The following is a 15,264-nucleotide window of genomic DNA, read 5'->3' on the forward strand; positions in this document are numbered from 1 at the left end:
ACAAAATAATGATGAGTATTTTCAGATAATTACCGGAGAAGTCATGATGAGTTGAGCGCGTCGTCTGCGCGCTCAACATCGGATTGGGAGTGTGGTGGACAATGCCGGCTAAGTCGAGTGCGGATGATGCCGCCGGGCCTGCGGCCAGTAAAATCCGATATATTTCCAGCTGACCCAAAAGACCAGTGTGGTCGCGACCATCAATTCGATCAGGGCCAGGGATTTGAGCCAGGTCCAGTGCGGATAGTCGATCATCAGCCAGTCGGTCAGGCGTTCAATCGCCACGGCGCTGATAACCGACGGGAATGTCACGGCAGCCAGCGGCGGCTGGAACCTTTGGTTGAGCAGGTTGATGTAGAACAGGTAGACCAGAATCGTCATGGTGATGGCCACCCCGGCCAGCGCCCCGGTCAGAACCGGATCAGGCTGCGTCACATTACTCAGATAGGCGGCCAGCGACAAATTGACCGGCGCGGCCATAATCGCCAGCGTCGGTCGGGCTGGTCGCGGCAGACGACCGGCAAAACAGAGCCGGTAAAGCACCACAGGCAACATCATAAAGTAGATCGCGACACAGACATGGGTCATCAGCAAAGCGAATTCAGTGTGTCCGAGTTGCGGACCGGCGAGCGTGCCGCTGATGGCACCCACCGGGTACAGGAACCAGCTGGGATACAGATTGATCAATCGAAAGTTTTTGATTTGATGGAAAAAGAAGTACACCAGCATGAAGAAATGCAGGGCCATGGCCGGATACCAGAGTACACGCGCCACATGAAGGTGAATCGAGGAAAGATAGTCGGCCAGCACCAGCATGGTCATGGTCATCGGTGCCATCAGACTGCCGTACAGCGGGTGGCGCAGATCCAGCAGGAAATTGCGCGGAAACAGCAGATACTTGAGAATGACCGGCATCAGGAGGGCGGCCCCCAACACGGCGCAGACCCCCCGGATCACATCGCCGCTGCCGGGCATAAACAGCGCCCACGCCAGGCCGATCCCTGTGGTCGACAGGGCCAGTGCCGCTTGCGCCGTGGGTACTTGTCTCAGCGTCCCTCTAAATCCCGCCATGAGTGTCTGATCGCTCCATATGTCATTCAAATGTTAATGTAGCGTTGGATTCTACACCAAAGCGGTGGGGCCGTGCGCAGTTTTGCGAGTGAGATAACAGTGCGGGCGGTCACGTTTTGCGGAGCTTTTCATCAAAAATGGATTTGCCAAACGCAGCAATGCATACCATATTTATAAGGAAGCTTGTAATGAGCCGTTCTTGCTTAGCTCCTGGAGGATTCAGCTGATTTCAAAGGGCTCAAGGGTGCAAGTTTCCTGTTGGTGGTGGCGTGAGCCAACGCTGGCAGAGCGGAAAGCTAAGTCGTGAGACTTGGTGACTTACAATTTGGTTAAGTGACAAAAAGTGAAATTACTTCTTCGTCAAATGACACTAAAGTCCGATTTAAAGAAGTGACTGCATCGGACTCGGCATACTCAACGTAATGAGTGGCGAAGCCTCAAGTAACAACGGCCTCGGATGTGCCCAAACGGTCAACTGAGGTGTTCATAAAACTTAATCCAAGCCGCACTGCAACGGTGCGGCTTTTTATGTGTGTCAGTGTATGTTTTTCTGTATTTTCCAAGCCTGTCAGAACCAGTGGATTAAGGATCTTCTGTTTATTCTGAATCTATCAGATTTGCATCTCGGTATGGTCTCCCAGAACGCAGCCTTTAAAGCTGAATTCGTTGCGCACCTAATTTAAACCTAAACTCAGCCCAACCTCTATGGCCTGCGCACCCCAACACCCTGAGTTTCGAGCAGGTGGCGTTTGTGGATGAAGTGATAGAGGATGACCGCGCCGGGCAAGCTAGGAGCTAAGGATATGAATACCGCAGAGAAAATGCCTGAGCGCTACGGTATGAAAGCCAGCGCGGCCAACGAGTTGCCCGTGAAAGAAGTGGTTTGCCAGTGTGGTCACCGGATCTGTGATAACGAAGGGGTGATCCGTTCCCGCTGTGTGAAGATTGTGGAAGGGGGGGCGCTGTGTCGCTGTAAGCGATGGGTGGAAGTGCCGGTGGCTGGTTCGTAGCCGATAAAGTACGAACGGTAAACAGGGCATACTGTCAATAGATAGTGTGCCTTTTTTGTGAGATCTGTTGACTATCGTTGGCTAAGTATGAATTAATACTAAAACTATTTTCGGAGCTGTTGATAATAATAATTAGGTGGTTTAGTGAATGTTGAAAAACTGAAAGATTACTTTTACGTAAATATAGCATCTCTCTTTTGGACTTCTTTTTTGTTGGTTGGTGGTGGGGTTTTTATTTGGTATTTCTCTTATATTGAATATATGCCCGATTTTGATTTAAAGTCTTCTCTTACTATATTGTCTGCTGCATCAATAACGTCGATTATTATAATTGTGTTTTTTATTGCGGTTTTGATCTTTCCTGGTTCTTTTTGGTCTGATGTGTGGGCTAATAATTCATCGTTGAAAGAAAACTGGGAGGATGATAACGGTGAAAATGATTTATCTAAAACAGTACTTTGGTTCGGCCTTCCTGTTTTATATTGTTTCGGGCTCTGGGTTCTTATTATTTATGTCGGATTGGTGGCGTTTTTCTATGCTGCTGTAGGGGTGATATTGGCATTTTTAATAGTTCGACATAATTCAGAACTGTCAGGGTGGGAACTACGAAAACAGGTTGTTGGCTTTGTGTTGGTCTCTTTATTTTGTTCCTTTATGTCACTTTATCCGGCATATTTAGTATTATCATTTGTTCATTCAGGTCTTCCCAAAACCAAGGAAGAAGGAGAGTTAATTTGGGTAGGAGTTGCTATATTTATTGCCTTTGCAAATGTTGTTTTAACGGCAAAACCGAAGAATAGATATAGGGCAATATATTATTTATGGATAGGAGGTATAACTTTATTTGTTGTCTTCGACTCCTATAGCAAAATGTATCGAATTCCTGAGCGTGTGATGGAAATATTTAAGTTTGGGGCTATCGATGCGAAGTCGTTGGTTGTGACGAAAGATTCATATGAGTTTTTAAAAATCCAGGGGTTTGTAACTGGAGATAATTGTGAACAAGAAATATGCTTAATTTCAAATGTAAAAATATTATCTCGACTAGGAAAGGAAATGTATCTAGAGTCTGGTAAATTAAGATTCTCGATTAAGAATTCAGACGTGTTATCATGGTCAGTAGAAAAACCATCTAAATAAGGTTCGTTTATGGGAATATGCTCAAATCCTTTTGGTGCGATAAAGTTGAGCGGAGATGATGCCGCTCGCTTCGTGGAGCTGGTTAGAAAAAAGAAACTGAACCCACGTGCTGCGAGGACTTTACGGCGTGGCCGAGATGTATTGGCCAAGATGAGAGCAAAGCCTGAGTGAGAACTCAGGTTTTTTTGCTCTAAATCCTCATACGACTTTAGTTGTATCTTGTTGTGAGTATTGTTGCATTGTGCTAGCTTGATTATAAACTGTTCAGTAGGAGCTGTTATGCCAAGCATTTTCGTAAAAGAGTTTTCAGCCATTGCAACCCAAGGCGGGACTAAGAAGCTAACTCTGATCAAAAGGCAAAAGAATAAAGGGCCATATCATCCAAGTTCCGATTATTACAAAAGCTTTCGAGAAAAAATCGTTGATATCATTAAGAATCAAAAGCAGTTGAGTGAGCTGACAAAGTTACCGAAAACGTTAAATGATAAGAGAAAAACAAGTAATTATAGCCTTTTAGCTAAGAAATTTGTTGCTTGGGCTAAAGGTAAAAACATTCGTTGGCATGACCCGGTTAGGAATTCTTACCACTCAAATGTAACAGAGATTGTTTGTAACCCGGAGCTTAATGTTGTTATCGACGGGGTAGAACATATTATCAAGCTGTACTTTAGTGTTAATGAACCAATGACTAAAGAGCGAGCAAACTATATTTGCTACCTTATGCAATCTTGTATTGATATCAATACAGCAGTTTATGCTGTGTTGGATATCAATACGAGAAAGATGTACACATTTAGTGGTGATCCGACTGTTTTCTCGATTGCTGTTGAGTCAGAAATAGCTGCGTTTGAAAGAGCTTGGCAACAATTATAGGAAATGATTTCTTGCCGGTGTAGCTGCGCCGGTATTTCTTATAAATCCAATCTAGACTCCTTGACATCCCCCAAATGGAACATTTAATTCTATCTACTGAATTGGTAGTTATTCAGGTTTCATTTGTGATTCCTCACTTGGCCCCCATCTCATTTGCTGTTTAAATTACCGAATCATATCGTTCATATTTTTTAGACCTGTAGGTGAGTATGTTCCGCGTTGTTGATCAAGCCCTATTGGATGAGTTGTTGGCTCAGGCCCATCAAAGTCCCCGCAAACGGAGTCATTTGGCGTTTCATGCTGATTTTGAAGCGCCGGTGCAGCGGATGGTAATTGGTCTGGCGGCGGGCACTTATGTCAGGCCGCACATGCACCCGCAGACGAATAAATGGGAAATGCTGTTTCTGGTTCGGGGGAGCGTGCTGCTGCTGATGTTTGACCCGCAAGGTGTCGTGACGGAGCGAATTATATTCTCTGCAAACAATCAAACCTGTGGGATTGAGATGGCGCCCGGCACTTGGCATACCATTTTGCCGTTAGAAGGGGATGCGGCGATTCTGGAAGTCAAACAGGGGCCGTATGATCCTGCGGATGTCACCGCGTTCGCGGACTGGGCCCCGGCAGAGCAGGATGCTGAGTCTGATGACTTTCTTCGCTGGGCAGAGCTGGCGCAAGTCGGGGATAAATACAGCGCATCTTAGTTTTTCTCAGATGTGCAGACTCTGTTCTGAACCCACCGGATATGGCTGCCGGTGGGTTCCCGGACATGCTGCTTAGCTACATGGCCTAAGTCGCTAACCCAACCACCTGTGCCGCTGTTTCGCTCAAGGTGAATTTCCCTTTTGCATCTTTGGTAACTCGGCCCAGCGCGATATCCGGATCGTGGGTCAGGACGATGCGTCCGTTGCGGCTGAGTAAATCGTTCAGCAAGGCTTCTTTTTCTTCAATGAGTCCTTCAGGGAAGCGGTCGTAGCCCATGGTGATCGGCAAATGGACCCAGGGCGCGCCGGGGATCAGATCGCCGGTGAACACCACCGGGCCGTCGGGCATGGCGATCTCCGGCAGCATTTGTCCCGGCGTGTGGCCGTCGCTGAAATGGAAACTCCAGTCTGGCCCCAGCAACGGCAGCTTGCCGTCATCGTCGACCAGGATCACGCGTCCGCTGAGAGCCAGCGGTTCGAGAATATCGGCCAGGTATGAGGCTCTGTCGCGTGGGTGCGGATTCATCGCGCGTGCCCATTGGCGCTTGCCGGTGATAAATTGTGCGTTGGGAAACAGCAACTCGGGCGGGCTGTCGGGTTGCCAGGTCGAGAGCAGGCCGCCAGCATGGTCAAAATGCAGGTGCGTTAAGATCACCAGATCGATGTCTTCGTGGCTCAGGCCGTGTTCGGCCAGGCTGTCGAGCAGGACATGCTGCGCTTCCTGAACGCCGAAGCGGGTTTTCATCTCAGGCGAGAAGAAAGCGCCGATCCCGGCTTCAATCAGGATGTTGCGGTTTGGCTCCTGAACGAGCAGGGCGCGACAACCCAAGCGGATGCGGTTGTGCTCGTCCGCTTCCATCCAGCGGGTCCACAGGGCTTTCGGGGCGTTGCCGAACATGGCGCCGCCATCGAGTTTCTGGCTGTTGCCGGTTAAGGTAGTCAGGGTACGCATATTCTCTTCCTTGATCGTGATTATCAGTCGGGTCGAAGCAAAATTGCACCGGGACAGGTGGATCCGTCCCGGTGCGGCTTGACGCAAATTGGGTGATCGTTAGCTGTTGTTCAGGGCTTTTTCGTCTTTCTCTTTGACCCGGAAGCGCAGAATATGGGTGCGCTCAATCAGGATATAGAGGATCACTCCGGTGGCCAGTCCCCAGCTCGCGCCATACACCGCCAGCACAACGCCCATGGTGCCGGCAATCCCGCGCTCGGTATTGGTGGTGAGTTGCTCCAATCCTACCATCAGGCAGATATAGCCGGTCAACAGTAGGGTCAGCGAAAGCGCAATCGGCAACACCGGCTGGAAGAAGCTGACCAGCGGTAGCGCGAACAGCGCAATGAAACCGGTGATCCAGAAGGTGCCTGCACCGCTGTAAATCGAATCCATCGCTTCGCGGCCGTGCTTGTAGCGCTCGGCCATGGTGGCGGCAACGGCGGTCCAGAGCGGACCGGCGAGGCCGGGATACGGCGCGAAGAACGCATGCAGGGCATTGCGAAGCGCCGTGACCAGATGCACCCGGTCGATGTTGTTTTCGATCACTTCGTCGGTACGCAATTCATCGGCGCGCTGCATCAGCGACTGGCCGACAATGATGTCACCAAAGGCAATGATATAAGCGATCACCGCGGTTGGAATCGCCATCAGGAATACATCGAGTCCCGGGAAACCGACGCTGAACGGCAGGTATTGCCACATGCCGGCAAAGTCCGGTGCGGTGATGCCCCAACGGACATCCGGCATCGGGTATTCACCCACGGCGATCCCGACCCCAATCGCAATGACCATCCCCGGCACCATGCCGTAGTTGACGATTTTCCTTGCCATCGGCACCCGCTCCAGCAGTCCTTTGAACGAGACCGAGAACATCAGGTAGAGACAGATCAGGCTACCGATCACCAGCGAGATCGGGGTTGCAGCTAAGCGGCCACCGCTGGAGATTTCCCCCATCAGGGCGGCGATCCCGGCGCCGATGATGATCCCGCCTTTGAGCGAGTTCGGCACCAGCTTAACCATGGTGGAGCCAAGGCGGGTCACGCCCAGGATCAGGAAGATGATAAACACCAGCAATTGCAGGGCAAACAGCGCCTGAATCGCCGCCGGGCCCGGTTCAAAATCACCGAGGAACAGCAGCACCACCGGAATGCCGGGGGTGATCCAGCCGGGGACGAACGGGACCCCCAGCAGCGCGGGCAACATAAAGCCGACGCCGCACACCACGACATAGGCCAGCGCAATGTCGTAGGGGAGGCCGAGGTATTTTTCCAGCAGCGGGATCATGGCCAGGCTGACCACAAACATGATCAGGGCTTGGAGCATTTCCGCAAACTCCCAGCGGTAATGGATAAAGGGGATACGGACTTGAAAAGGACCCAGCGGCCAGTACGGCTGCTCGGACCCCTGCTGTCGTTGATAAACCTGCATGAGATCTTCCTTGTTCTGTGTGTTCACGTATTGGATAGGTTGAAAAGCGTTTGCGACGGATCGCTGTGTTGTTGTATTGCGAATCCGGTGGTGCGTTTGCTCAGGCAGCGCAGGCGGTTACCTGCGCTGCCCGGGGTTCAGGCTTTCTTCGCCCAGTCGCGCAGGACGTATTTCTGCACTTTGCCGGTCGAGGTTTTCGGGAGATTGGTGAAGATGATGGTCTTCGGAATTTTGAAGCCCGCCAGATGCTGGCGGCAGAAATCAATGATTTCCTGCTCGGTGGCGTATTCGCTCTGCTTGAGCGTGACGAAAGCACAAGGCGATTCGCCCCACTTCTCATCCGGCTTGGCCACCACGGACACCTCCATAATGGCCGGGTGCTTATACAGCACATCTTCCAGCTCGATGGTGGAAATATTTTCGCCACCGGAGATGATGATATCTTTCAGCCGATCTTTGATTTCGATATAGCCGTTGGGATGGCATACGCCGAGATCGCCGGTATGGAACCAGCCGCCCTCAAAGGCTTCCGCGGTCGCAGTCGGGTTTTTCAGGTAGCCTTTCATCACGGTGTTGCCGCGCATGAAGATTTCACCGATGGTTTTGCCGTCTTGGGCGACCGGCTTGAGGGTCTGGATATCGGCGACCATCACCCCTTCCAACGTTGGGTAGCGTACGCCCTGGCGGGATTTGAGCGTTGCGCGCTCTTCCAGGCTGAGCTCGTCCCATTCTTCATGCCAGGCACACACGGTCACCGGGCCGTAAACTTCGGTCAGGCCGTAGACATGGGTGACTTTGATCCCCATTTTCTCGACATCGCCGATCACCTGAGCCGGTGGCGCGGCACCGGCCACCATGGCCTCGACCGGGTGATCAATCGCGGCCTTGGCGGTTTCCGGCATGTTGATCAGCGCGTTGAGAACAATCGGCGCACCACACAAATGGCTGACCCGGTGCTCGCGGATCAGGGTCAGGATTTTCTGCGGATCGACCCGGCGCAGGAATACATGCACCCCGGCCAGCGCGGTGACGGTCCACGGGTAGCACCAGCCGTTACAGTGGAACATCGGCAGGGTCCACAAATAGACCGGATGCTGGCCCATCGACCAGGTCATCTGGTTGCCCAGTGAGTTCAGGTAAGCGCCGCGATGGTGATACACCACGCCTTTCGGGTTGCCCGTGGTGCCGGAGGTGTAGTTGAGGGAGATGGCCTGCCATTCATCACTCGGCCATTGCCAGGCGTAGTCGGGATTGCCTTCGGCCAGGAAAGCCTCGTAGTCGAGTTCGCTGGTGGCTTCGCCTTCGCCGTATTCCGGATCATCGACATCGACGACCAGCGGCGGGTTATCCAGCATCGCAATCGCATCGCGGATCACGTCATGGAATTCGCGATCGCAGATCAGCACCTTGGCTTCTCCGTGGCCCAGCATGAAGGCAATGGCTTCGGCATCGAGGCGGACGTTCAGGGTATTGAGGACTGCGCCGATCATCGGCACGCCGAAGTGGGCTTCCAGCATCGCCGGAATATTGGGCAGCATGACCGCGACGGTATCGCCTTTGCCGATCCCGCGTCCGGCCAGCGCAGACGCCAGTTGGCGGCAGCGCTGATAAGTTTCCGACCAGTTGCGGCGAATGGCACCGTGAATCACCGCCGGGTAGTCCGGGTAGACTGCCGCTGTGCGCTCAAGAAAGCTCAGTGGCGTGAGTGCGATGTGGTTGACGTCACAAGGTGTCAGACCCGTCTCATACATAGACATGCAGTTTCCCTCTTTCTGTCTGTTATTCCGTGATCAGATATGTATCGTAAATTTAATGTTTTCTTAACATGTGGTAATTTATAGCAAGTCAGAACGAATTATGGAAATAGCCTATAGTCTTATAGTGTTTTTACTATATGCCTTTAATTGTGGTTGCAACGATGGTTGCAATGATGCCAGTGCCAGTGCCAGTGCCAGTGCCAGTGCCAGTGCCAGTGCCAGTGCCAGTGCCAGGCGAGTTGAGTCGGGGTTTTTCAAGGGATCTCAGGATGCTCAAGGCGCTTGAAGGCATGACAGGACCTCGCAGGCACGGCTAAGAATTACGAAACATGGTGAGGGATCACACAGCATGACAAGTCATCAGGGACAGCTCTACCTCGATCTGTGGTTGCGGTTGCTCCAGCAGGGATCGGCGGCCGATCAGGCGGCGGCCTTGTGTCGTTACGCGCAGTCCTGGCCCGGGGTGAGCCAGGCCTACTGGCTCAGCTGGCAACCGCATGAGCAAATCTATGCCCATGACGGCGGCGGTCCGGCACTGCCGCCGGGTCAGGGCGACCCGCTCAAAGCCAGTGATGCGCTGTTGTTTGAACAACTCAGCCGTGAATGGTGCTTGCCGCTCGCTCAGGTGCGCCAGGGGCAAACATGGCTGTCGGGGCGGTTGCGCCGGGCCGGGTTGGCCGAGGGATCTTTGATTGCCCTGACGCCGAAGACCCCCGGTGTGCTGGTGGTTGCGATCGAAACAGCGCAGCACGCCGCAGCCTTACCGGCGATGGCCACGCTGTTGCAAACCCTGCTCGCCAATCGGCCGGAGCAACCGGCGGATGTGATGCTGCTGCAATGCGATCCCCTGCCCGGACTTCGCATGAATTCGCTGGCCACTCCTGTCGCGATGAATGCAGCGATGCAGCAATTGTTGGCGCACCATCCTGGCTCGGTGATATCCGATCTGTTGCCGGTGAATTACGCCCAGTTGGTTACGGCTTGTTTGAATCAGAGCCGGGCGATTGGTGAAGTAGAATCTACCTGGGCCGGCAAGTTCCTGCTGTGGCAGTTTATCCCGGAACCGTCGCTGGATGCAGTGATGGTGCGCTGCCGGGATGCGACCACGGAAATTCGCCGTAAGCGGGAAGCGGCGGTGGCCTCGCGCCTGTATCGGTTGATCACTGAAAATACGACGGATTTGATCTCCCGCCATACCCCGGACGGTCGGTTTCTCGATGCTTCGCCTGCGTCCTGGACCCTGCTCGGCTACTGGCCGGAGGCGCTGCGGGGGCGGTCGGCGCAGTCGCTGCTTCATCCTCGCGATCGGGGCCGCTCCCTGTTTCAGGCGGCGGAAGCGCTGGCACGGGATGGCTACCTGACGTTGACTTACCGGATCCGCCATCGCGACGGGCACTATTTATGGTTTGAAACCGCTTGTCGTGGGATCCGGGAAACCTATACCGGCGATGTGGTCGAGATTGTCTGTATCTCGCGGGACATTACCGCCCGGGTGCGGGCAGAAGAAGAAAACAGGCGGCTGGCGGAAGTGGTCCGGGCCAATACCGATCTGGTACTGTTTCTTGATTCACAAGGGCAGCTGACCATGGTGAATCCTTCTGCCCGCCGGGCGCTGGGGATCCGTGGGGAGCAGGACTTACCTTCGCTGGCTGAACTGCTTAATCCGGAAGATTTTCACCGGTTGCGTCAGCAAGGCTGGTCCGGCGCGATCCAGCGGGGGGCCTGGGCAACGGAAGCCCGGCTGATGCCACTGGGCGCAGAGACCGGCTTTGTGGTGTCTTTGGTGTTGCTGGCTCACCGAGGGGCGGGCGGCCAGTATTATTTTTCGTTGGTGGCCCGGGACATGACCGAGCGTGAACTCCGTGAAACGGAGCAGCGCCGTCATCAGGATGAACTGGCGCATACTGCCCGGCTCATTACCATGGGAGAGTTGGCTTCCGGTATTGCCCATGAGATCAATCAACCGCTGGCGGCGGTGATGAATTATGCTGGTGCCAGTCAACGTTATCTGAAGACCCTCCATGAACAGCCGGAAAATGCTGCCCGGGTGGCCGAAGGATTGCGGTTGATTGCCGATCAGGCCCGTCATGCGGCCGCGGTGATCAGCCGGTTGCGGGGTTTTTTACGCAAAGGCTCACGCAATATTCAGCGGCTGGATATTGAAACTGTGGTGCGCGAAGCGATGGATTTGTGTGCCTGGGAAGCCAGCCGTCACCAGGTCACGATTTATTTTGAAAACAGTCATTTTGAAAACAGTCATTTTGAAAAAAATCGCTCTGAAAATGATGATGCCGGGTTTGAGGAGCCGCAGACTCATAGCCTATCGGCACTTCCGCCGGTATACGGTGATGCGGTCTTGCTGGAACAAGTGCTGGTGAACTTGCTGCGCAATGCCATTGAAGCCAACTGGGAGCAGGCGCCGCAGCAGGCTTCGCGGATTGTGCTTCGGGTAGATGTTGAAGGGGACCGCTTGTGTCTGCGGGTGGTCGATCAAGGGCCGGGATTGCCGGACGAGGCGCGGGAAAAACTGTTCACTCCGTTTTATACCAGTAAGCACGATGGCCTGGGGCTGGGATTGTCGATGAGCCGGACCATTGCCGAAGGGTTCGGCGGCGGGCTGGATATCGAAGCATCCGATCAGCGGGGTGCCACCTTTTGCTGCTGGCTTCCGCTGCGCCGGGAGTGAGGGGTGTTGGTGGGCATGATGAGGGAAATGGTTGTGAATACAGGATGGGATGAGGAGAGGGAAATTCATGCCGGATGAGCAAATTGTATATGTCGTGGATGATGATCAGGGCATGCGGGACTCGACCTTGTGGCTGTTTGAGTCGGTCGGGCTGAAAGCCGTACCGTTCAGCAGCGGTCAGGCGTTCCTTGAAGCCTGCGATCCCAAAGCCAATGCCTGCGTGTTACTGGATATCCGGATGCCCGGAATGGGCGGATTGCATGTGCAGGAAGAAATGCAGCGTCGCGAGATTCACCTGCCGGTGATTTTTGTCAGTGGTCATGCCGATGTGCCGATTGTGGTGCGGGCATTTAAAGCTGGCGCTATAGATTTCATTGAAAAACCCTATAACGAGCAGTTGCTGCTCGACAGCGTTCAGCAGGCGCTCAACCGCCAGCCGGTGATGATGGCGGGTCAGCATCAATCGGCGTTGCAGGAGCGGCTGGCCAGTTTGACGCCGCGGGAGCAGGATGTTTTTTTGCCGCTGGTGAAGGGCTATACCAACCGGGAAATTGCCGAACAACTGGGGATCAGCGTTAAAACTGTTGATCTGTATCGGTCCCGGGTGATGAAGCGCCTGGCAGCGGATCACCTGCCCGCCTTGGTCGGCATGGCGATTGCTGCGGGGATGGTCGACCCCTTGGATCTCAGGGCAACATAGGGTTCGAATCGCCTGACATGTCATAAAGCCGCTGCGTGATCTCAGCGGTTTTTTTTATCCCTTTTGGTTGCTGTGATTATCGCATTTTTCGTCCGTCCGGTTGATTGTCTCAAGATGGGACAGCCGGCGCCGCGGGGATACGTTTTACTTAGGAAGAAAGTTGTCCAGGGTCTCGGCAGTGGCTGAGCGCCCGGATAAAGCGATCCTATGAGGCTCGACAACGACTCAGGAGGCAGGTATGAGCCAGCTAGAAGCGGCAACGATCGAGAAGTTTAAAGCGCATTTTCAGGGGACCATTTGTCTCCCCAAAGATGATAAATATGACGAACTGCGAGCGATCTGGAATGCGATGATCGACCGGAAACCGGCGGTGATTGCACAGTGTATCTCCGCCGAGTGCGTGGTGCAGGCGGTGAATTTTGCCCGGGAGCATGATCTGCTGGTGTCCATTCGCGGCGGCGGCCATAACATTGCCGGGAATGCGGTGTGTGACGGCGGGATCATGATTGATCTTTCACTGATGAACAATGTGGTGGTCAATCCCAACACCCGGCGGGCCATTGTTGAGCCCGGTTGTACCCTGGGAGATTTTGATGCAGCCGCGCAGGCACACGGGCTGGCCACACCTCTGGGGATTAACTCAACCACCGGGGTGGCTGGCCTGACGCTCGGCGGCGGGTTTGGCTGGCTGAGCCGGAAATACGGTATGACCGTGGATAACCTGCTGGCGGTGAATATGGTCACGGCAGATGGCCATCAGGTTCGGGCCAGCGCGACCGAGAATGAAGATTTGTTTTGGGGCGTCCGGGGCGGTGGCGGTAATTTCGGTGTGGTCACCAGCTTTGAGTTTGCACTGCACCCGGTTGGCCCGGAGGTGTTGAGTGGGTTGATCGTGTTCCCGTTTGCACAGGCGAAGCAGATCCTGACGCAGTTTGCCCGCTTTACTGAAACCATGCCGGACGAGTTGAATGTCTGGATGGTGACCCGCAAGGCACCACCACTGCCGTTCTTGCCGGAAGTGGTTCACGGCACTGAAATTATCGCGTTAGCTGTTTTTTATGCCGGTGATCCGGCCGAAGGCGAAGCTTTGATTGCACCGCTGCGCGGATTCGGGACGCCGCTGGGGGAACATGTCGGTGTGCAGCCCTTTGTCGACTGGCAGCAGGCGTTCGATCCCTTACTCACCCCTGGGGCCCGGAATTATTGGAAGTCTCATAACTTTGCCACCCTAACGGACGAAGCGCTGGATGTGCTGATTGAATACGCCGGTCAGTTGCCCTCCGATCAATGTGAGATTTTTATCGGGACCATTGGAGCGCAAACTGGACGCGTTGCAGCGGATGCAATGGCCTATTCCAGTAGGGATGCCAACTATGTCATGAACGTACATGCCCGCTGGGAGACGGCCGCGGAGGATGAAGCCTGTATCGGCTGGTCGCGGGCGTTCTTTGCCAAATCCCAGCCGTTTGCCAGCGGCGGGGCCTATATCAATTTCCTGACTCAGGACGAAGGCGATCGGATCGCATTTGCCTACGGCAGCACCTATGAACGGCTGGTGGCGATCAAGAAAAAATATGATCCGGCCAATCTGTTCCGGATGAACCAGAATATCAAGCCGGACTGACTTTCGGTTTGGGTGTACACCTGCGGCGGCCTCTGCAGAGCCGCCGCGGGCGCACGATTGCTGTCTCAGGAATTGATATAACAACCAGCTAGATCGAATGCGGTTTGTCGTAGAGCGGACGGGCTGTGCCTTTGAGATCCTGAAACAGCAGGACCATTTTCGGGTTGAAGCCGGTCGTTCTTAAGGCAACTGCGGTTTCGGTAAAGGAACGTCCGACCGTCAACTCACCCTGGAAAGGGGCCACCAGACCGTTTTCTCCCTGGGTACTCAGGGTACCGGAGAGTTGCGCCAGTTTGCCATCCGGTGTCCAGGGTGAACTCGGTAAAATATTATCACCGGTAGACTCCAGCGGCATCGCGACAGCTTCCCGTAAATCGAACCAAACCTGAAGGACCATTTCCTTGTGATGCAGTCGGCCTGATTGTCTCACCGGCTCCCAGACTTGCAGCGCCCGCATGGCCTGTTTTGCGGGGGCTTTGTAGCTCAGTAAAGCCTGTTGTTTCGGGTAACCCCACTGCGTTTTACCGGCTTGGATCGCATCCGGGTTATCCAGCAGCAGATGATGATTATAAAAACCGTACTGATGGGGAAGTCCGGCAACCTGATCCGGATAAGTGGCGACGCCCAAGGTGTACAGAGCTGCTTGCAGATAGTCCATGGCCTGGACGGGATCTGTCAGATCTCCCGGTGTTTTGAGCGGCAACGGCGGCGCGTCCTTTCGTTTTACCAGGAATGTATTGACGGTCTCGGTATAGCGGCCGACCGAGCTGTCTTTGACCTGCTGAATATACAAAATACAGACGGTTTGGGTGGTGTTCGGAATAGTGACGGTTTCCCAATCCGGGTTTCGGACAAATTGCTGTGCCTTCTCAGCTTGGCAGAGGCCGACCAGGGCTGTGGTTTCACCATAGATCACAAAGTCCTTGTCAGTGGCAGCAGCACCAGCGCTAAAGCATAAGATTAAAACCAGCATCATGGGGTGGAGCAAAGTGCGTTTTTTCATGTGTTTCTCCTCCGGGGGGTGAGATGTGAAGCCGGAAGACTGCAGGCGCCGGATAGTAATCACATGGCTCTTGGCGTCTCTTCGTGAACTCAGTCAGCTCAGTTATCGAATTCAGGCATAGCGCCCGAGTATTGTTCGCTACCTTTCATACCAGCTCGGGATACGGACGGGTACAGTATGCATTAAAGTGAATAACTATAGAGATAGAGCGACGGGGATTGCCAAATGATAGAAATAAATTTTGGAACCGAAGTATGATTTTGGGAGCTTATATTTT

General features: G+C 53.8%; 12 protein-coding genes. 7 read left to right on the forward strand and 5 right to left on the reverse strand.

The window, feature by feature from the left end:
* Nucleotides 1–108: 108 nt before the first annotated feature.
* Nucleotides 109–1,071 carry a TDT family transporter gene (locus tag NH461_RS23590; RefSeq protein WP_261603395.1) on the reverse strand — a complete coding sequence of 321 codons (963 nt, stop codon included), beginning with the start codon at nt 1,069–1,071 and terminating at the stop codon, nt 109–111.
* Between the two features lie 803 nt (nt 1,072–1,874).
* Here NH461_RS23590 and NH461_RS23595 point away from each other — a divergent pair.
* The 4 genes from NH461_RS23595 (at nt 1,875) to NH461_RS23610 (ending at nt 4,795) form a co-directional block, all read left to right on the forward strand.
* The gene (locus NH461_RS23595) at nt 1,875–2,081 is read left to right on the forward strand and encodes a hypothetical protein (protein WP_261603396.1); all 207 of its coding nucleotides are present in this window, start codon (nt 1,875–1,877) and stop codon (nt 2,079–2,081) included.
* Between the two features lie 144 nt (nt 2,082–2,225).
* Complete coding sequence (locus NH461_RS23600; RefSeq protein WP_261603397.1) at nt 2,226–3,221, forward strand: hypothetical protein; 996 nt, start codon at nt 2,226–2,228, stop codon at nt 3,219–3,221.
* A gap of 279 nt (nt 3,222–3,500) precedes the next feature.
* Nucleotides 3,501–4,094 (forward strand): hypothetical protein, encoded by a 594-nt coding sequence (locus NH461_RS23605; RefSeq protein WP_261603398.1) that lies wholly within the window; start codon nt 3,501–3,503, stop codon nt 4,092–4,094.
* Nucleotides 4,095–4,303: 209 nt separating this feature from the next.
* The gene (locus tag NH461_RS23610) at nt 4,304–4,795 is read left to right on the forward strand and encodes a WbuC family cupin fold metalloprotein (RefSeq protein ID WP_261603399.1); all 492 of its coding nucleotides are present in this window, start codon (nt 4,304–4,306) and stop codon (nt 4,793–4,795) included.
* Between the two features lie 85 nt (nt 4,796–4,880).
* Here NH461_RS23610 and NH461_RS23615 read toward each other — a convergent pair whose 3' ends face one another.
* The 3 genes from NH461_RS23615 to NH461_RS23625 all read right to left on the reverse strand — a co-directional run bounded on the left by NH461_RS23615 (nt 4,881) and on the right by NH461_RS23625 (nt 8,974).
* Complete coding sequence (locus NH461_RS23615; protein ID WP_261603400.1) at nt 4,881–5,747, reverse strand: MBL fold metallo-hydrolase; 867 nt, start codon at nt 5,745–5,747, stop codon at nt 4,881–4,883.
* A gap of 99 nt (nt 5,748–5,846) precedes the next feature.
* Nucleotides 5,847–7,217, reverse strand: a complete 1,371-nt coding sequence (locus NH461_RS23620; RefSeq protein WP_261603401.1) for a xanthine/uracil/vitamin C permease — start codon at nt 7,215–7,217, stop codon at nt 5,847–5,849.
* Nucleotides 7,218–7,354: 137 nt separating this feature from the next.
* A complete protein-coding gene (locus tag NH461_RS23625) occupies nt 7,355–8,974 on the reverse strand; it encodes an acyl-CoA synthetase (protein WP_261603402.1) in 1,620 nt (539 codons plus the stop codon).
* Nucleotides 8,975–9,323: 349 nt separating this feature from the next.
* Between NH461_RS23625 and NH461_RS23630 the strand changes: the two genes are divergently transcribed.
* The 3 genes from NH461_RS23630 (at nt 9,324) to NH461_RS23640 (ending at nt 13,984) form a co-directional block, all read left to right on the forward strand.
* Nucleotides 9,324–11,660, forward strand: coding sequence for an ATP-binding protein (locus NH461_RS23630; protein WP_261603403.1), 2,337 nt, complete (start codon nt 9,324–9,326; stop codon nt 11,658–11,660).
* A 67-nt stretch (nt 11,661–11,727) separates the two neighbouring features.
* Nucleotides 11,728–12,360 (forward strand): response regulator transcription factor, encoded by a 633-nt coding sequence (locus tag NH461_RS23635; protein ID WP_261603404.1) that lies wholly within the window; start codon nt 11,728–11,730, stop codon nt 12,358–12,360.
* 238 nt (nt 12,361–12,598) lie between these two features.
* Nucleotides 12,599–13,984 carry an FAD-binding oxidoreductase gene (locus NH461_RS23640; protein WP_261603405.1) on the forward strand — a complete coding sequence of 462 codons (1,386 nt, stop codon included), beginning with the start codon at nt 12,599–12,601 and terminating at the stop codon, nt 13,982–13,984.
* An 88-nt stretch (nt 13,985–14,072) separates the two neighbouring features.
* On the opposite strand, the gene NH461_RS23645 is transcribed toward NH461_RS23640, so the two are convergent.
* Complete coding sequence (locus NH461_RS23645; RefSeq protein WP_261603406.1) at nt 14,073–14,987, reverse strand: acetoacetate decarboxylase family protein; 915 nt, start codon at nt 14,985–14,987, stop codon at nt 14,073–14,075.
* Nucleotides 14,988–15,264 lie beyond the last annotated feature (277 nt).

It is taken from the genome of Photobacterium sp. TY1-4, assembly GCF_025398175.1.
Lineage (GTDB): Bacteria > Pseudomonadota > Gammaproteobacteria > Enterobacterales > Vibrionaceae > Photobacterium.